Genomic DNA, 17,507 nt, shown 5'->3' on the forward strand with positions numbered 1-17,507 from the left:
CAGTGAGCCCTCGACCAATCGGCCCGTACCGGACTCTGCCGAGGGGCACCAGTAGTTACGGGACAGCCTTTAGTTAACAGGGTGGAACTATTGATTCCGGAGTGACGTGTGTCACTCTTACTGTGTTCCATGTCATGAACGCGGCGCCTTCGGTAGCGTTCTCTTCTGCTATTTAAAGATCATGGCCAGGTGTCTTTAGAGGGCTAGCTGTGGGGGGAAATATGAGATCCAGCCGTTCGTTGCTCCGGTCGATGATCACATGTCTCGTAGTCTTCGGCGTAGTTCTTAGTCTGTTTGGCGCCAATGCGGTCGCACTGCCGCAGAAGCAGTCAGTGGCCGGAGTTGGGGCCTCCAAAGAGGGGCCCCGCCCGGCCGTGAAACAAAAGGCAATGACACTGAAAGAGCGGCACGATCAAGTGCTGAGGGATCGTGCTTACGCCCAAAAGTCTCTTCCTCCGACCTCGTCACCGAGCTCTCCTGAGGAGAGGCGGAAACAGGATCTGCGTCAGTATGCTGCCGCACAGAAAGATGCAGGAGCCCACGGCAGCGCGTCTTCTCCAGACGATCAACTCTGGTGGGGGTCAGCGAACTACATTCGTATCTACGGCGCCGAAGGGGGAATTCGAGCCTACGTTGAATATGCTGATGATGATCACGGAACTGTTATTCTAGGTGAAAACGTTACAGGCGTGGTTGAGGCAACCAACTCTGATGAGCGTTGGGATGCAGAAGGAAATGTAATCGATGCTCTCCACCCCGTAAAAGTAACATGGATTGTCGTGTGTCGGGGAGTCTCTAAGGAGTATGACCTTGGGCAAAAAGGGGTCACACACTCCTCTCTTTGGGATTTCTACAACAAGCCCGCTGACAACCCGGTCTTCACCTTTAATACCGCAGTGGCTGCGGACCAGTGCGACGAAGGAACGGGAACTCCTGGAGACTTTGGTATACAGGCAGAGGTAACTACGACGGACAATAACAGAACAGGCTTGGTTGCTACCTATGCGGAGCTCCTAGGTAGCATCCCTGACGGTCAGACGGCAGACTGTAGCAGTCGCTGCGGATCTTCCATAGCAGCCTTTTCGCAGCCCCAGACTTATCGGGGATCTTCGGTTAACACGGCTACCGGGGCGTTCTCGATCGAAGTTGATGATGTCTATGAGTCCTCTCCTGGTGGCGGAATTGATCTGACCCGCCACTATTCCTCGACCAACTCTGCTGATCCCGCTGGTCTTTCTGCCGAAGATACAGGCCGGTCGCTTGGTCCGGGTTGGTCGCTTCCGTGGGATGCCCGGCTTGTCATAGGGAATAATGGGGCAGTTACTTATGTCTCCGAGAATGGCGCCAGTTACGTGTACGAGAAGGACGGATCCTCGTTCACCACGCCGGTGACGTCCCGATCGAGCCTCGCTAAGCTGTCCGATGATACATATGCACTTATAACGCCGCAGAAAGTGACCTACGCCTTTAGTAAGGACGGTGCGCTGCTCTCACGAAAGGACCGGTCAGGTAATGGCGTGACTTATCACCGCGAGGCTGGCCGTGTGACAAGCGCGACCGACTCTGCCGGGCGCGTAACGACGGCGAGCTATAGCGGTGACCTGCTTAACCGCATTGTTCTTGCCGATGGACGAACCGTCGACTACGCATACTCTGCAGGGCGACTGTCCGGAGTCACTGGACTTGACGAGAGCAACACCATTTACGGGTATGACGCCTCCGGTCGGTTGGAATCGATTAAGGACGCTAGGGGAAATTATCCGGTCCGAAACATCTATAACAGCGAAGGGCAGGTAACCAGCCAGCAAGATGCCCTGGGCCGGGTGACTAAGTTCTCCTACAACGGGTCCACAACAGACACTACGGCTCCGGACGGCGGCGTCTGGACAGATGCCTATTCTGGCAATATCATCACCGCCCAGTACGACCCGTTCGGAAATAAGACGTTCTACGGTTATGACAGTTCCGCGAACGTCAGCAAGATCACGGACCCCGAAGGAAAAGTAACCCGGTACACATATAATGAAAATCAACGGCTAACCGGTATCCAAAAGCCGGCTTCGGGTCAATTCGAGTACGCCTACGATAGTAGCGAAAATGTCACCAAGTACACCGACCCTCAATTGCGTGAGACTACATACACCTACAATGGCGGCGGTTTGCTGGACAGCATCGTCGATGGGCTAAGCAACAGCACTAAATTCACTTATACGACCCGAGGGCAGTTGGAATCCGTCACGGACCCCCGTGGCAAAATTACACATTACGGATACGACAGTGCCGGCCATCAGATATCGGTGACCTACCCAGATGGCTCACGTGCCACCCAGACCTTCGATGACTCTGGGAGAGTCGCTTCGACTGTTGACCCCAGGGGGAACATCAGCGGCAAGGACCCGGCTGAATATACGACCAAGTACAGCTATGACGAAGCTAACCGTCTTCTGAATGTCGCCGGTCCGAAGAGTCAGCAGACGACCTATACCTACGATGCAGCTGGCAACCTGGCCACGACCACGGACGCGGCTGGCAAGACCACCATCTACACCTATGATGCCGCCAACCAACTTACCCAGACCAAAAATCCGGCGGGGCAGACCGTCAGTTCCGCCTACGACGTCATGGGCAACCCTGTCACCACCACCGATGTCACAGGTGCCAAGACCACACGTACCTACGACAAAGCCCAGCACATCACCTCGATAACCACTCCACGAGGCAACATCGAGGGAGCGGACCCGAAGCCCTTCACCTGGACCTACGGCTACGACAAAGTCGGAAATCAGATCACAGTTACTGATCCTGCTGGAAACACCACGCAGACTGACTACGACGCGGAAAACCGTCCGGTGAAGGTGACGAATCCGCTAGGACACACCACCGAGACCACGTATGACGGTGAGGGAAATGTCCTCACGACAACCGATGCCCTCGGGAAAGTTACGACCAACACCTACGACAAAGTCGGGCGACTCAAATCGGTCAAGGACCGGACTGGAAAGATCGTCAGGTACGAGTACGACGCCGCAAGCAACCTGATCTCAGAAACTTCACCACTCGGATTCAAGACCACCTACAGCTACGACGACAGCGGCCGTCAGATCGGACTGGTAGACCCGCGCGGCAACATCGCTGGTGCTGACCCGGACGAGTACACCTGGCGCACTGCCTATGACGCCGCGGGCAACATCACCAGCCAGAGCGATCCTCTTGGCAACAAGGTTGATGCAGTCTATGACCAACTCAACAACATGGTCGAGCGCACCGACCCCCGAGGAAAGAAAACCTCCTACGAGTACGACAGCCTCGGACGGCTGAAGAAGATCGTGGCTCCCGACAACGGGGCAACGACCATGGAGTACGACGCGCTCGGCAACATGACCAAACGGACCGACGCCAACCAGCACGCCACGTCGTACACCTACGACAACGCAGGACGCCTTGCCAGTACTACAGATCCTCTCGATCGGTCCCAGACCTACCAGTACGACCCCGAAGGCAACCTCACCAAGCTGACCAACGCCCGTGGCCAGACCATCTCAAACACCTACGACGTCCGCGGGCAAGTCACCAGACGAACGTACTCCGACGGCACCCCAGCCGTCTCATACAGCTATGACGCCATAGGGCACCCCAGCCGAGTCACGGACGCCTTCAGCACCCGCGCCTTCACCTATGACAAGACAGGGCGACTCACCGCAGTCACCCCCACTACTGGCGGTGGCGCCTTCACCTACGCCTACGACGCCGAAGGCCGCCTCACCAAACGGTCCGCACCCACACAAGAACAGGCCCTGGACTGGACCGGAGCAGCCCAGACCCTCACCGGAGACCTGAACGACGACGGCATCACCGACGTGCTCCGCACGGATGGTGATAGCGGCATCCGTACCTACCTCGGCTCGGCCGACGGAACCTTTGTCGATGGGACCACAATCGCTGGCTCGGGATCCGGCTTCAGCCAGGCACTACTCATCGAGTACTCAGGGGACGGCAAACTCGACCTCCTGGCGATCGAGAAATCCACCGGGCATCTGCTGCGCTACGACGGCAACGGCAAGGGAGGATTTGACACCCCTTCCGACCGCGGTTCGGGGTGGGCGGCAATGTCTCTCACAGCAGCCGACTTCAACAAGGACGGCAACCAAGACTTCCTCGCGATCAACGCATCCGAAGACAAAATGTATTTCTACCCCGGCAAGGGTGACGGCACCTTCGGAACCCGAATTGCCATTGGCTCTGGCTGGGGCACTTACCGCATCGCAAGCCTCGACTTCAACAACGACACCAAGCCGGACCTCCTTGCCATAAAATCCGATGGAACCCTTTACTTCTACCCAGGGACCGGCAACGGGCTGTTCGGTACTAGAGCTGACCTGGGAACCGGCTGGGGCCCCATGAACCTCACGCCCGGTGATTTCAACGGCGACGGCAAGCAGGACTTCCTCAGCCGCAGCACCACAGCCAAACTCACCTACTTCTACCCCGGCAAGGGTGACGGCACCTTCGGAACCCGGATCACCCAAGCTGACAGCTGGGAGAACTACGGACAGCCACTGGCCGGCAAGTTCGACGCCGGTGCGACCCTCGATGCCGTTGCCACCGACACGGCCGGTCACTTGCTCGCCTGGCATGGAGATGGCAACGGCAACCTCAAGTCACGCTCCACGGCCTCCCAGATAACGAACACCAGCGCCACATATAGCTATGACAACGACGGCCGTCGCATCTCAGAGACGGCCAACAACACCACCATAAGTTATGCCTATGACCAGGCCGGAAACCTCACCACCACCACACTTCCCGCAGGCAACGGCCACACTGAAAGTCGTAGCTACGATAACGCTGGCCAACTCACGGCAGTAAAGAGCACCAAGGGGAATACAACCCTTACCAACTGGCAGCAGATTCTCAACCCCGTCGGACAGCCCCTGAGGATTGACTCCGTTACTCAGGGAAAGACGGAATCATTCCGCTACTTCACCTACGACAGCACCGGCCAACTTCTGACCGAGTGCACCTCAGCAACCAAAGCCGAAACCTGCCCCAAAACAACTCCTGATACCGCCTACACCTACGACAAGGTGGGCAATCGAGCCACATCAACCACCGTCGGTGTCACTACCAGTTACACCTACGACGAAGCCGACCAACTGACTCATACCACCGGGGGCACCACCCATGCCTTCACCTACGACGCCGACGGCAACCAAACCAGCAATGGCAACGACCTTCTCACCTATGACGCCGGCAACCAACTCATCACCACCAAGAACGGCCCCGATACTGTCACATTCACCTACGACGCCGACGGAAATAGAACCGCCGCAGCCAAGAACGGGACCCGTCAACGCACCTCCTATTGGGACATCTCTACTCCGCTGACCACTGTCGCAGCCGAGACGAATGGAATTGGACAGCTTCAAAGCAGTTATACCTACGACGCCCAGGGACAGGTCGAGACCGTAAAGACGGGCGCAGGACCCTTCTACTACCACCGCGACGGCCAGGGCTCCATCACAGCGCTTACCAATGCGGTCGGAACGAACCAGTACACCTATAGCTACAGCGCGTTCGGGAAGTCCGCCACCAACAAACTCGTCACGACAGCGCCAGCTAACCCCTTCACCTACACCGGGCAATACGCAGAGCCCATGACTGAATCTGCGCACTACTACCTGCGCGCCCGCAACTACGACCCGGTCCTCGGCCGGTTTACCAGCCAGGACCCTCTCAACCGCGACGCAGTACAGCCCGCCAGAAGTAACTATTCCTACGCCGACAACCAACCCACCAACCTCACAGACCCATCCGGCCGCTGCCCCCTGTGCATATCCGCAGGATTCGGTGCTGCCGTCGGCGGCGTGGTAGAGGGAAGCATCTACGCCTTCAAGCATCGCAATGGTGGCTTTTCCTGGAGCGACTTCGGCAAGGCGACCGGGGAAGGAGCCGTCACAGGGGCTATCGCTGGTCTTCTCATGCCGGGTGCAGGGCAGGCCGCAACGCGTGCACTTGGACTGTCCGGGTGGCGCGGCATCGCCGCCTCGACAGCGGTCAACGCTGGTGTCGGTGCTGGATTTTCCTGGGCAGTCAACAAAGTCAACTGCCGTCCTACAGGCCCCTGGGACCTTCTACTGGGCGCGGTGGGCGGGGCGAGCAGTAGCCTCATAGGACCGGCGGTTAATTGGCTTCGAGCTCTAAAGGGTAAAGCTCCTGTCGCGAACCCCTTCCCAGGAGTCAACGCCCCCAGTAAGGCTGTAGTAAGTCCTGGGCGAGTTTTTCGTGGCGACAGCCGTGACCCTTCTGAGGTCTTCTCTACGGGGTTCCAGACTTCGCCGATGGATGCCCCGTTCGATCTCAAGCAGTACGGTTGGTATAACGCTGGTTCATCGTCGGTGGTGGGGACGAGTAAGAGAGCGGGTCTTGCTGCCATGTTTCCGCAGAAGGCGAAAGGCACCACGTGGGTTTACGAAATTGAATCCCCTGGGGTAGGCATAGATATGAACAAGGCTCTCGGGTTCGGGTACGTATTCAGAGCCGAGAAGGAAATAATCTTTCCCGCAATTCCTGGGTATAGGATAGTAAGGGCCGTGCGCTGGAGTTGGGGCATGCCAACGGATCAAGTGATAGAGAACCCTGGATACCGTCCATGATGCACAAAACGTTTGTATGTGCAAGAATTCCGGGAGGTGCTGAGCAGAAATGGCTCGTATGTTATGAAGATGAACCCCCATGGGGCCTACATGTCATCACTGCAGAGGGGGAAACGCTGTCCGCGACAGGCGTCGATCTTTTCGAAGCTCTTCGTGAGGTGCGGCGAGAACTGGATGATAGAGGAATCCTCATATGCTGCAATGGCGCCCGAATCAATGCCAGGCCCTCGCCAGCAAGTCACGCCCAAGGTTCCCTACTTGTCTATCTAATCCCTAGAGCTCGACCTGTCGTGGAACGCGACTTGGTTCCTCTTTTTGCGCCGGCGCCAGTGGGGGCAGTTGTCTCCGTGTGGCGGCAGGATAGGTTCTGGGAAAAAATCGTGACTGGGCCGGCGATCTTTCGAGCGGGAAATCCAATGCGTCTTTTTAAGGCCATCGAAGGAACCTTCCGCAGGAAGAGGTTCTGGGCCCCAGAAATCGACCATGAAGGCATGACAACCTGGCGATCGGTCCGAGGTGAATGGTGAGGATACGAAGGACCCTAAAATGTGGGCGGCGAGTTTTAATCACGCCTTGGGCGTGTAATTTTTATTCTCCTGGTATTCTCCAGTAAGATTTCCATTTGAGTCGACCTTCCACGCCCCGATGATGGCCGAGGGGGGCACCTCGCCGTATGGATCTCTCACCATTCCATTATCTATTTCGTATACCCAACCGCCTGGATGCCGTCTTGCTTCCTCTGTTAGCTCAGAGGGTGGAAGCTTAGGTGAACGATCCTTACCTGTGGCGGGCCTAGAGTCACTTGTCATGCTTGCGCGTCTCCTTGTCGAATTATCGATTACCGGACTTTGGTGTCACACAGGTGCCGACGGTTACATCATCGGTAGAATAACCAGCTTCATCAAGTATGGGGAACTATCTTTTTTGCGGTGTAGTGCATCCGTGTGTGCCGCAGGCCAGGTGCCAATATTAGTGGCAGGGATGTTGGGCGGCTTGGTGCTGCCCGGCTCGTGACTCCGGCGTGTGTCGGGTCATGACCGTGGTGGAAGTGCTGGCCGAATCGGACTTTGATCATCCGGTTCGCATGTGCGCGGCCCGGGCGAGCGTCGTCAGGGAACGTCTCCGTCGTCCCAGACCGACGGCCCGTCCGGGCGCCCGGCGTGGGCGTGTAGGCGGCGGGTTCGCGGCAGAGATCACCTGGACCCCGGAGGACGACCTCACCGGTTACCTCGCCAAGGCCGTGGAACCCGACCAGCTCGCCTACGCGCTGGAGGCTTTGGGCGGCGGTGACGTCGCCGAGAGCGGGGATCAGGCCCTGCTCGCCGCGCAGCACACCACCGCGCTCGCCCGCCTCTGGAGCGGCGTGCGGCTGTTCAGGTCGTCCGGCTCAGGGACAGCTACGGCCTGTCCTGGCGCCGGATCGCCGGCATCGTTCTGGACGCCCCGGAGCGGCAGTCCGCGGTGAGGCGGATGTACGACTCCGGCCCGTCGCCACATCGGCATCTGACCACCCACCACCGATCACCTACCTCAGAGAGGCCACCACCATGGGTTTCCACATCACCCGCTCCGACGTCAACAACAGCAACGGCGGGGCCCAGACGGACGCGAACGGCGGCATCGTCGGTGGAGTGTTCGGCGGGGTCCACACAGGCATCAAGGGCGGCATGTTCTACGGCCACGGCAACGTCACCTTCTCCGACTCTGACGACGAGAAGTAGTGCGCCTCGGGGCGGCCGTAATCACTGCCAGGAGACCGGCCGCCCCCACGCCCCCGACAGCCCCAGCCACCGGAGAAGACCATGTTCCCATCCCTCTTCGTCCTGCTCTACGTCGCCCATTTACTCGCGGACTACCCGCTGCAGACCGACCACCAGGCCAGCCACAAAGCCAACCGCGGCGCGGCCGGGTGGCGGGCGAACCTCACCCACGCCACCACACACGTCATCGCCTGCTTGCTCGTCCTGGTCGCCGCCGCCGTCGTCCTGGACGAGAGCATCGGCGTCCTGCCCGGCGCGGCCGCGGTCGCGCTGATCGGCGCCACCCATGCCTGGATCGATCGCCGGTGGCCCGTCGCTGCCTGGATGCGGATCGCCCGTCAGCAGAAGTGGGCCGCCGCCGGCGGTGCCGCCCACGTCGACCAGGCCGCGCACGTTTTGGTCCTGGCCGCCGCCGCCCTCACCCTCACCGCACTGAGCTAATACCCACCACCCGCACACCATCACGAGAAAGAGGAAGTCTCATGGACGCCCAGGAGATCCAGGAACAGCTGCGCCGCGAGCTCGAAGAGCAGGAGCGCGCTACCAGAGCGCTGGCCGAGGAGATCGCGAAGGCCGCGCAGCGGGACGGCGGAGCCTGAGCAGAGAGGAACAGCGGCCGGGGCCGGCACGGGGCCACTCGTGCCGGCCCCGGCTCTGTGCTGTCAACGCCGCGGGCCCAAGGGCGGTTTGCCGATGACCGCCTGGAGGGCGGTCCGGCGCGCGTACGGTGAAACGACGCCCTTCCAGGAGGCCACGATGAGCACCCAGCCCGCCCCCACTTCACCTCGTCCCGGCGTGGCGGCCTACCGCCACCCGGAGCTCGCGGACGTTCTGCTCTGCGTCGCGCACGGGCAGAGCTGGGAGGCCCTGATTCCGATGACCTCCGCCGAGGTGCCGTTAGGCGCCTTCTGAAGCTGGGGAACGGATGACGACATGACCGTGTGCGGGCGGGCCCTCCACAAGAAGAGGTCCGGCCGATGAGTACCCGCCCCAACCACGCGTCCGTCACGTCACCCAGGGCGAAGGCTGCCGTGGACGACACCGATCCCGCGCCCGCCCGATACCTGTAGTGGCACACGCCCGCTCGCCCCTGGAGGCACTCGATGAGCGAACAGCCGGGCCCCCCTTCTGACCACGCCCGGCAGTAGTTCGTGTTCCTGGCGGTCGTCGTTGGGCGGGTCCGGCGCAGCATTCGCACGGCCGGCGCGCCGGGCTCCAGGGACCCGGCGAGACCAGGCCGGCACTTCCTCACGGGAAGACGAGCTCCCAGGGAAGTAGTCGGCGCCGCGACCGGCGCTCTGCGCACCCCTTGTCGTCCAGGTCAGACGACGTCTTCAAGGCCCTGCACGAGGGTCGAGCGATGCGACCTAGGACGCGACTCAGGAGAGCACCCAGGGCGGCACGCAGGAGACGACCGAGGGCGCGACTCAGGAGGCGACCTGAGCGAGGAGGACCAAGATTTCGTCACTCCGCTCCGATACCGGGGGCCCCGAAACGCCGCTCCGCGACCGGTCGCGAGGGTGCACACGCGCGCGTGCCGGAGGCGGGAGACTCCTCCCATGAGCACCGCGCGACGACGACTCGTCACCGGCCCGAGCACCAGGACCACGCCCCCGGCCGGGCCCGCACCGCGGCTGCTGCCCGTCGAGCGCGTCGAGCCCGAGCGGCTCCTGGACGACGTCGAGCACCAGGCGGTGGCCGAGCACAAAGGCCGGCGGACCCTCGGGCCGGGCATCGCCAGGGAGCCAGAGGGGTCCCCAGGGAAGTAGTCGGCGCGCCCGGGCCCCCTTGTCCAGGCTGCTGAGCTGCGCCTTCGCCCTCGTCTCGTGGTGGAGCAAGGGGACCCGAAACGGGACCCGGAACAGAACTCCAAACGGAACTCCAAAGGGGACTCGGAACGGAACCTGGTACGGAGCCCCCATGGCCAGGCGTTTGCTCGCCGCGCTGGCCACCGACCGCAAGTGACGGCATGACGTAGGCCCGTCATGCCGTCATGACGGCATCGCTGCTCTGACCTGCAAGGGTCATCGTTTGGGTCACTTCCCGGCGGCATTTCGGCGACTCCGGCCGGGACGGTTGCCCTGCAGGTTGCCGTACAGATTGCTGTACCGGTTGCCGTACGGGTTGCCTTACACGTTGCTCTACAGGTTGCCGGGGGCCATTCCGCGGAGCCGTCTTCTCCCAGGTCAGGGACTGCGGGTCATCCAGCTCGCCCGCCGACACCTCTTCCCCACGGGGGAAGAGGGCCTTCTCCTCCAGTCCCCCGGCCGGCCTGCGCGGCGGCCCGACCCGGTCGTTCGCCGACGGACCGGCGACGGTCGCCCAACAGGTCGCCCTCCTCGTTGCGATCGGGGTTGCGGACTCGAGTGGCGCTCAGGGTTGCCCAACTCGTTGACCCTGGTCTTGGCGAGCGGCCCTGTCCGCGCAGGTCAGGAGGCGCGGGTCAGCCGGAACCAGCGCCGACACCTCTTCCCCTCCGGGGAAGAGCGCCCTTGCTCGGCTTTCTCGTGGGCAACGAAAGGAGGCCGGCGCCGCGTCTGCGGCAACGGCCTCCGGCGAGTCCGCGCGGCAACGCGAAACTCAGTTCCCTGCTGATCAGTGGATGGAGCCAGGAGTCACCAGGGCGAGGTTGTACACATAAGGTGCACGACCCGTACGGCCCGGATCGTGACAGCAGCGCGTACGGGACGCAACAAAGATTGAAGCGCGCGCGCATCAATTCGCCTTATCACTGCTCACTGACAGCAACGTTCGCACCCGGACAACCCGCAGCTCAGACATGCGGGTTCAACGTGCCGTTCCCACCCAATGCGGAGAAGAGGTCCACACCTGCGCATGGGCTTGCGGGGACAGTGGCGCATCAAAATGCGCGATTAGCCACCGCCACGAGGGAATTGGCGTTCCTGGGGTGCCAACATCTTGTCCACGCACCACGCCGGGGACGGCGGCAACTGTCCTGTGGTGCAACTCAGATGGAGCCAGGCGTTCGGCGGCCGCGAGGCCGCCGAACTGAACAGAATCAGGGACACCCATGTCCAAGCACCACCCCTCCACCAGACCCTGCGTGGAGCACGGATCGCCCAGTGCCCGCCGCCTCAATGGGGCCGAAGCCATCGTGATCATCGTCGTGGTCGTCATCACGGCGGCCCTCACGGCTCTCACGGGGGTACCCGCCCTTGAAGTCCTGCAGCTGCTTGCGGGGGCCGGCCTCATCGCCGGAGCCACCATCGCGCTCAGTACCCGTCTCTCCTTCCGGGCCGTCAGGACGGTGCTCAAGGCCGCTCTGACGGCTCCCTGAAGGAGGTGCTGTGGGACGCCGCGAGAAAGAGATCACCACGTCCAACGTGGGGCTGCGCCGGCTGGCGGAGTGGCTGCGGATGCAACGGGCCTGGGCTGGACTGACCTACCGCGAACTTGCTGATCGTGCCGGGCTGCATGCCACGACCCTGCAGCGCGCTGCCTCTGGCGCTTCGGTTCCCCGGCTCACGCCGGTACTGGCATACGCCCAGGCGTGTGATGCGCCGCCCGAAGAGGCCCGCAGGCTATGGCGGCAGGCCAGACGTGAGCATGTCCGTGACCAGCACGCTCGGCACCCGGCACCGTCTCCCCGGCTCGTTCGGGATTTCGCCGACCTGAGCGCCGCCCTGCGAGACGTGTACGAGCAGGCGGGCGCGCCGTCGCTGCGGACCATGGAGAAGAGGGCCGGCGAGTTCGGGGTTCTTCCGCGCAGTTCCGCCCACCGCGTGGTGAATAAGCAGATGGTGCCGCACACCCTCGAACAGTTCCGGGGCTTCCTGCGAGCCTGCGAGGTTCCGCCCGACTGGAAGGTGTGGGAGGACGCCTGGAACCGGGCGTGGCGCTTCGAGAAGCAGGAGGACGCGGGCCTGAGCGAGATGTGGGCCATGCCCCGGCCCGTCCGAGACCGCCAGGGAACCGGCGGGGAGGACATGTCGGTGGTGGTCGGTGACAAGGGCAGGGGTTCCGGCATGCGCGGGCCGGAGTACTACCGGCCGATGGTCCCGCGACAGCGGCACACCTTTGTCGCCAAGATCACCGTGCCCACCTCGCGGGTGAAGCGCCGGGCCGCCGACCCTGCTCTGCGTCGGCATGCAGCCAAGGCGAGTAGAGAGGCGTTCTTGGACTCGCTCTTCCCGTTGGGCGAGCAGAGGGACACCGAGACGCTCTTCTGATCGCCCCAGGGGCGGTTCGTTGCCGTACACGACCTGTCCGCCGACAAGCGGCGGTGTCCTCGGTCGTGTACGGCGCGCCGGCGTTCCCGGAGGCGCGCCGTTCGGCCCGGTGTGGTCAGCCCGTCTGCCGGTCGCACTCCCAGCGGACCGGTGGCCCGTCGCAGTGCGCGCAGGGCCAGTGCGAGCGGCAGTCGGTCCACCCGGCGTGCGGCAGCGCGACACCGGGACAGTCCAGGCCCCGCGAGCAGGACATGCTGCCGTCCTCGTGGTCGAGCTGACGGCCGGAACACCCGCCCATGCTGCTGAGGGCGGCGCCGAGGCCGCTCAGATCCGGCGGACCCATCCTTCCGGGCCATCGCGACCAGATCCTCCAGGACGAAGTCGCCGGCCTCCTCGGGCCGCTCCATCCGGAGGGCGGCGCACATCTCCTCCGGGACGCGATGTCCGTTGAGGAGCGGCCAGGAATCGGTTCCGGCCCGCAGAGACAGCCTGTCCGCACCGAGGACGTGGGGCCGCCAGTCTCCCGACTTGGGCTGCGGCAGCATCACGGCCAGGGCGTCGGCGATGTCCTCGGGCGTGCGCACCTCGTGCACGGTCACCGTGGCGCCCGCGCGCCCAGTGTCCCGCAGCCGCCTGTCCCTGCGGGCCGGCTTCGCGCGCTTGGCGTCCTTGCCCATCCCGGTGCCCGTCGGTTCGGTCGTTCCCTGCACCAAGAACGACGCCCCCCTCCGAACGTCGCGGCACGTCACCAGTGCGGCCGAGTCGCGTCGAAAATCGAACAACTGATCTAATGGCGGGTATGGCGCACGTCTTCCCCGAGGGGCTTCTTCAGGCACAGATCGACTGGTACGCGACCTACGGCCGCATGGCGGAGGCGCCGGCCGAACAGACCGCGCCCCTGCGCAGGCGGCTGCTCCGGCTGTCCACCCGGATCACCCGGGACCCGCACTGGACGCAGGTCGCCGACGGGCCGGTCGCCCGGATGGAGCTGAAGGAGCGCGCCTGGGGCGCCGCCGACACGCACCGGCGGACTTCCTGACGGGCGGGTACCGCGGGTACCCGGCCCGGTCCTCCGCCTCCTGAGAGACGGAGGACCGGACCGCTCTGCGCTCAGGAGGCCGCTGGTGCTTTGATGCGCGGCCATGCCGGGTCACCGCTTGCGTCGGTGACGCTGGAAGGCCGCAATGACGTCCGGCAGCTCCCGGGTGAGGGCGACGATGTCACCCGGCTTGGCGCGGTGCAGGGCGAACAGGCAGACGGCCAGCGCGCAGAGCGAGCCGACCACCATGGTGATCGGCAGCAGAAGCCACATCTCGATGGGCAAGAGAGTCCTCCTTGGTTGTCGGGCGGGAAAAAAGGTGTCCCCTCCCGACAGCGGGCAGATCGGACATCGCCCATGGCGCAGATAACTGCTCTGTTGCCAGGGGGCGGACCTGGTAGTGGATGCGCGATCCGCCCGCGGGGTCGTTCTCACGGAAGTCGATCAGCGGTGTACGGGGCGGATGGGGATGCGGGGAGAAGGTGCGGCGGCGACGGCGGCCGTGGACCCCGGGTGGGCGGCTGTCCGGATGTAGATGGCTGATCATCGTCTCGCGCTGTTCGGACGGCGGTCGCCACAGTGGTGCGATGGACGCAGGACTCGCCGCCGTGCTCGGTGCCACCGTCGGAGCCGTCGGCACAGCGGCGGCCGGGGCCACCGCGGCGTTCCTCAGCCGCAGTACCACCCGCCACCAGGTGAGGGTCGAGACCCTCCGGGCCCTGCGGGAGTCGAGGCGGGCCACCTACACCAGCTATGCGAAGACGGTCGACGACTACCTGGACAAGCTCTCCACCACGCTGATCCCGCTGGCGCGGGTTGAGCGCTTCCCTGAGCAGCGTGAGGCGTGGACCGAGAAAGCCCACAAGCGCTGGAATGAGGCGCTCAAGTACCGGCAGGGCGATGTCGATACTCAGCGGGTCCTCCTGCAGTTGGACGCCACGCCACCGGTTGCCGAGGCTGCGGAGCAGGTGGCCAAGTGGTGTGTCCTCCTCAGTCGGGCAACCGGCCGCGCGATCGCGACCCTCAAGGGGCACGACCTGGACGGCGGACCCCTCACACCACCGTCACCCGGATACGCCCAGCTCCTGATGGCGGACGGGTTCAACCCGGAGGCACCTGATCTCGAACTCCTGGTGACGCGAGCGCGTACGGCGTACCGGGCCTTCTTGAGCGCGGCCGCCGCCGACCTCGGCGAGAGCGGGATCTTGGCCTGACGCCTGACGTTCTCCGGGGAGACCGTTGTCCAAGTCGCGTTGATAGTGCAGTAACTGCTCTGTTATCTGTACTAGGTGTTCGGTGACCAGCGAGAACGTCCCCGCCGTCCTACGCCCAGGGGGCCCGTTATCTGTGGCAAGGAGATCCGTGGCGACCGTCGTCCCCCTCAAGACCGGCTCCGGAGTGGCGACCGTGTGCACCGCCGCCGACCGCTACCTGGACCAGATCACCATCGCCAACACCCGCCGGAGTTACACCACGGCGCTTGGCAAGGTCGTCCCCGAGCTCGGCGAGGGCCGGCCCCTGTCGGCCGTCGCCGACGACGAGATCGGCCAGGCGCTCGAACAGCTCTGGGGCGCGGCGGCCGCCAGCACCTGGAATGCCCGCCGAGGAGCGGTCGGCGGCTGGCTCGTCTGGTGCCACGACACGGGCCTTGAGCCGCCGCGCATCCCGGCCTGGTGCAAGCGGATGCCCGACCCGGGCTCGGACACCCCGGTCCGCTCGAAGACCGCCATCGACCGCTTGATCGCCCGGCGCGACGTCGGCCTGCGCGAGAAGGTCACCTACCGGATGCTCTACGAGACCGTCGCCCGCGCCGACGAGCTGCTCGGCGTCAACATCGAAGACCTCAACGTTGGCGGCCGCCAGTGCCCGGTCAAAGCCAAGGGCGCCAAGGCCGTCCGCTGACGCGGTCAGGCCCGCGAGGACTACGCGACGGAGACGATCTACTGGGACGCCGGCACCGCCCGGTTGCTGCCCCGGCTGATCGGGGACCGTACGCGTGGGCCGCTGTTCGTCACCCACCGCAGGCCCGGCCCGGGCAAGCTCCTCACCCCGCGCGACGTCTGCCCCGACACCGGTCTGGCCCGCCTCTCGCGGTCAGCTGCGCGCCCTGCTGGACCGGCACACCTGCGTCGGCGGCGAGGAGGGCACCGGCTGGGACCCGCACGAGTTCCGCCACTCCGGCCTGACGCATCTCGGCGAGCAGGGCGTTTCCATGCTGCTGTTCATGGCGAAGTCCCGCCACAAGTCCGTCAGCGCTGCCAGGAAGTACTTCAAGCCCGGCGCGGCCGCCCTCGCCGAAGTCACCAGCCTGCTCGCCCCCGGCGACAGCCAGCGCTGACTGCGGACACCACCAAGCCCCCGGGCCGCATGGTCCGGGGGCTTCGCTGCTACTGGCCGTCCTGCCCGCCGGGTAACCGGCGCGAGGCGTAGACGGCTTCCTCGGGGTGGGTGGCGGTGCGGAGCTTGACCCATGCGGCGTTGTGGTCGATGCCGGTCGTCCGTGAAAGCCGCCTGGCCTGCCATGAAGTGATGGGGGAGAAGATCCAGCGGCGTCGGGTGAGTTGGTTCATGCCGCGATGCATACCCTCGCCGGCCAGCCGTTGACCGCCCGTTCGGGAAGGGGCCCGCAGGCCGGGATCACGGCCGGAACGTGCTCTGTCGGAAGGCCGGTTGAGATCCTTAGGCTCTGCCCATGTCGAAGCAGCAGCGGGGCAAGAAGCACCGGACACCGCAGAAGCGGGTCGCCCGTCCCTCCGTACCGCGTCCGCGCAGGGCGGCTACGGCACTGCCGGGGAGCATGGATCTCACGGCGCGGATGCTGGAGCACGCCAAGCCGGACCAGATCGTGGAACTGGTGCTGCCATTCCTATGGGCGGCCCTCTCCGACGGACGCGCGCCGGCGAACATCTGCGTCGATGCGTGCATGACGCTGCGGAACGCCTACGGCCAGCTGGGAGTGCGAGCCGAACTGCTGCCGGTCACCGTGGCCATCCAGAAGAAGAACGGTGCCGGAACCCTCTACGGTTCGCTCACACCGACCTGGACGGGAACCGAGTGGAACGGGCACTGCGCCCTCGCACTCCCCGACTCCGAACGGTTCGTGGACCCGACGATCGAGCAGTTCGACGAGGTCCGAAAGATCGGCATGGGCCCAATGGTCGGCAAGGTGGCCATGGTGACCCGCGAGGACGGCTCGCTGGTGGAGCCGGGGGCGCAAGTGATCATGCAGCGCGGCGACCTGGTGCTGACGTACACCGTCGCCGGCCCCGAGGCCCTGGCCTCCATCGTGGAACACCCGGAGGCGATCGCCCACGCCGACGGACACCTGCGCACCGGAGTGAACACCGCCTCCCTCATGCTGGCCGCCCTGCGCACCGAGGGCGTACGCGACCGGGCGATGCAGGCCCCCCACCCGAGGCTGCACGCCCTGCTGCAGGCAGTCGGAGACGCCCCGTACGAGTCGGACGAGGCGCAGGACGTACGGTTCCGCCTCCCGGATCAAAGAGGCCAGGAGCGGTGGCTGCGGCTGGACGAGATCCCACTGCCGCCGAGCACTCCAGCCGCCTGGCCCCGCTGAGCGGGGACTACCGATCCGAAAGGGTCGGGTGGTCAGTGCCTCGAGGGGGTCGTTCGGGCCGACGACCCCGAGGCCGCAACGGTTTAGCTCACTGGGGCCCCATGCAGCTCTCAATATCAATCATGTATATAGCTCCCCGCTTGGGTATCAATTCCGCTAGCGAAAAAGAAAGCTTTAGAGTAGGCGGTTTGCTACGTATTTGATCTTCTGGGCATCCCGGCGGGAAGTGGCGGCAGGATCTATCCTCCCCGGCTTGCGGAGCCTGCCTTGCAGGTTCCGCCGCGAGTG

General features: G+C 64.1%; 14 protein-coding genes and 1 pseudogene. 12 read left to right on the top strand and 3 right to left on the bottom strand.

Going from position 1 to position 17,507, the window contains the following annotated elements; all coding sequences use genetic code 11:
* Nucleotides 1–374 precede the first annotated feature (374 nt).
* The 8 genes from ACZ6C6_RS34160 (at nucleotide 375) to ACZ6C6_RS34195 (ending at nucleotide 12,603) form a co-directional block, all read left to right on the top strand.
* Nucleotides 375–6,653 (top strand): FG-GAP-like repeat-containing protein, encoded by a 6,279-nt coding sequence (locus ACZ6C6_RS34160; RefSeq protein WP_469208667.1) that lies wholly within the window; start codon nucleotides 375–377, stop codon nucleotides 6,651–6,653.
* Nucleotides 6,654–7,686: 1,033 nt separating this feature from the next.
* Nucleotides 7,687–8,118 carry a hypothetical protein gene (locus ACZ6C6_RS34165; RefSeq protein ID WP_365686497.1) on the top strand — a complete coding sequence of 144 codons (432 nt, stop codon included), beginning with the start codon at nucleotides 7,687–7,689 and terminating at the stop codon, nucleotides 8,116–8,118.
* Between the two features lie 82 nt (nucleotides 8,119–8,200).
* Complete coding sequence (locus tag ACZ6C6_RS34170; protein ID WP_365686496.1) at nucleotides 8,201–8,374, top strand: hypothetical protein; 174 nt, start codon at nucleotides 8,201–8,203, stop codon at nucleotides 8,372–8,374.
* A gap of 81 nt (nucleotides 8,375–8,455) precedes the next feature.
* The gene (locus ACZ6C6_RS34175) at nucleotides 8,456–8,854 is read left to right on the top strand and encodes a DUF3307 domain-containing protein (RefSeq protein WP_469208669.1); all 399 of its coding nucleotides are present in this window, start codon (nucleotides 8,456–8,458) and stop codon (nucleotides 8,852–8,854) included.
* Nucleotides 8,855–9,169: 315 nt separating this feature from the next.
* Nucleotides 9,170–9,325: a hypothetical protein gene (locus ACZ6C6_RS34180; protein ID WP_365686494.1), complete on the top strand. Its 156-nt coding sequence runs from the start codon at nucleotides 9,170–9,172 to the stop codon at nucleotides 9,323–9,325.
* 647 nt (nucleotides 9,326–9,972) lie between these two features.
* The gene (locus tag ACZ6C6_RS34185; protein ID WP_365686493.1) at nucleotides 9,973–10,182 is read left to right on the top strand and encodes a hypothetical protein; all 210 of its coding nucleotides are present in this window, start codon (nucleotides 9,973–9,975) and stop codon (nucleotides 10,180–10,182) included.
* Nucleotides 10,183–11,444: 1,262 nt separating this feature from the next.
* The gene (locus ACZ6C6_RS34190; protein WP_365686492.1) at nucleotides 11,445–11,711 is read left to right on the top strand and encodes a hypothetical protein; all 267 of its coding nucleotides are present in this window, start codon (nucleotides 11,445–11,447) and stop codon (nucleotides 11,709–11,711) included.
* Nucleotides 11,712–11,721: 10 nt separating this feature from the next.
* On the top strand, nucleotides 11,722–12,603 hold the full coding sequence (locus ACZ6C6_RS34195) for a helix-turn-helix domain-containing protein (protein ID WP_365686491.1): 882 nt from the start codon (nucleotides 11,722–11,724) through the stop codon (nucleotides 12,601–12,603).
* A gap of 115 nt (nucleotides 12,604–12,718) precedes the next feature.
* On the opposite strand, the gene ACZ6C6_RS34200 is transcribed toward ACZ6C6_RS34195, so the two are convergent.
* Nucleotides 12,719–12,946, bottom strand: a complete 228-nt coding sequence (locus tag ACZ6C6_RS34200) for a hypothetical protein (RefSeq protein ID WP_469208672.1) — start codon at nucleotides 12,944–12,946, stop codon at nucleotides 12,719–12,721.
* Between the two features lie 456 nt (nucleotides 12,947–13,402).
* On the opposite strand from ACZ6C6_RS34200, the gene ACZ6C6_RS34205 reads away from it, so the two are divergent.
* Nucleotides 13,403–13,642 (top strand): hypothetical protein, encoded by a 240-nt coding sequence (locus ACZ6C6_RS34205; RefSeq protein WP_365686489.1) that lies wholly within the window; start codon nucleotides 13,403–13,405, stop codon nucleotides 13,640–13,642.
* 111 nt (nucleotides 13,643–13,753) lie between these two features.
* On the opposite strand, the gene ACZ6C6_RS34210 is transcribed toward ACZ6C6_RS34205, so the two are convergent.
* Nucleotides 13,754–13,927 carry a hypothetical protein gene (locus ACZ6C6_RS34210; RefSeq protein ID WP_161207907.1) on the bottom strand — a complete coding sequence of 58 codons (174 nt, stop codon included), beginning with the start codon at nucleotides 13,925–13,927 and terminating at the stop codon, nucleotides 13,754–13,756.
* A gap of 302 nt (nucleotides 13,928–14,229) precedes the next feature.
* Between ACZ6C6_RS34210 and ACZ6C6_RS34215 the strand changes: the two genes are divergently transcribed.
* A complete protein-coding gene (locus ACZ6C6_RS34215) occupies nucleotides 14,230–14,856 on the top strand; it encodes a hypothetical protein (protein WP_365686488.1) in 627 nt (208 codons plus the stop codon).
* Nucleotides 14,857–15,004: 148 nt separating this feature from the next.
* Nucleotides 15,005–15,980: pseudogene (locus ACZ6C6_RS34220) on the top strand (tyrosine-type recombinase/integrase).
* A 49-nt stretch (nucleotides 15,981–16,029) separates the two neighbouring features.
* On the opposite strand, the gene ACZ6C6_RS34225 reads toward ACZ6C6_RS34220, so the two are convergent.
* Nucleotides 16,030–16,212, bottom strand: a complete 183-nt coding sequence (locus ACZ6C6_RS34225; protein WP_365686487.1) for a hypothetical protein — start codon at nucleotides 16,210–16,212, stop codon at nucleotides 16,030–16,032.
* Between the two features lie 122 nt (nucleotides 16,213–16,334).
* On the opposite strand from ACZ6C6_RS34225, the gene ACZ6C6_RS34230 reads away from it, so the two are divergent.
* A complete protein-coding gene (locus tag ACZ6C6_RS34230) occupies nucleotides 16,335–17,219 on the top strand; it encodes a hypothetical protein (protein ID WP_365686486.1) in 885 nt (294 codons plus the stop codon).
* Nucleotides 17,220–17,507: the final 288 nt, after the last annotated feature.

This window comes from Streptomyces sp. NPDC041814, assembly GCF_055590565.1.

Coding starts and splice junctions, on each gene's coding strand:
- ACZ6C6_RS34165 (WP_365686497.1), top strand. CDS start 7,687: ATGACCGTGGTGGAAGTGCTGGCCGAATCGGACTTTGATCATCCGGTT.
- ACZ6C6_RS34170 (WP_365686496.1), top strand. CDS start 8,201: ATGGGTTTCCACATCACCCGCTCCGACGTCAACAACAGCAACGGCGGG.
- ACZ6C6_RS34175 (WP_469208669.1), top strand. CDS start 8,456: ATGTTCCCATCCCTCTTCGTCCTGCTCTACGTCGCCCATTTACTCGCG.
- ACZ6C6_RS34180 (WP_365686494.1), top strand. CDS start 9,170: ATGAGCACCCAGCCCGCCCCCACTTCACCTCGTCCCGGCGTGGCGGCC.
- ACZ6C6_RS34185 (WP_365686493.1), top strand. CDS start 9,973: ATGAGCACCGCGCGACGACGACTCGTCACCGGCCCGAGCACCAGGACC.
- ACZ6C6_RS34190 (WP_365686492.1), top strand. CDS start 11,445: ATGTCCAAGCACCACCCCTCCACCAGACCCTGCGTGGAGCACGGATCG.
- ACZ6C6_RS34200 (WP_469208672.1), bottom strand. CDS start 12,946: ATGGGTCCGCCGGATCTGAGCGGCCTCGGCGCCGCCCTCAGCAGCATG.
- ACZ6C6_RS34205 (WP_365686489.1), top strand. CDS start 13,403: ATGGCGCACGTCTTCCCCGAGGGGCTTCTTCAGGCACAGATCGACTGG.
- ACZ6C6_RS34215 (WP_365686488.1), top strand. CDS start 14,230: ATGGACGCAGGACTCGCCGCCGTGCTCGGTGCCACCGTCGGAGCCGTC.
- ACZ6C6_RS34225 (WP_365686487.1), bottom strand. CDS start 16,212: ATGAACCAACTCACCCGACGCCGCTGGATCTTCTCCCCCATCACTTCA.
- ACZ6C6_RS34230 (WP_365686486.1), top strand. CDS start 16,335: ATGTCGAAGCAGCAGCGGGGCAAGAAGCACCGGACACCGCAGAAGCGG.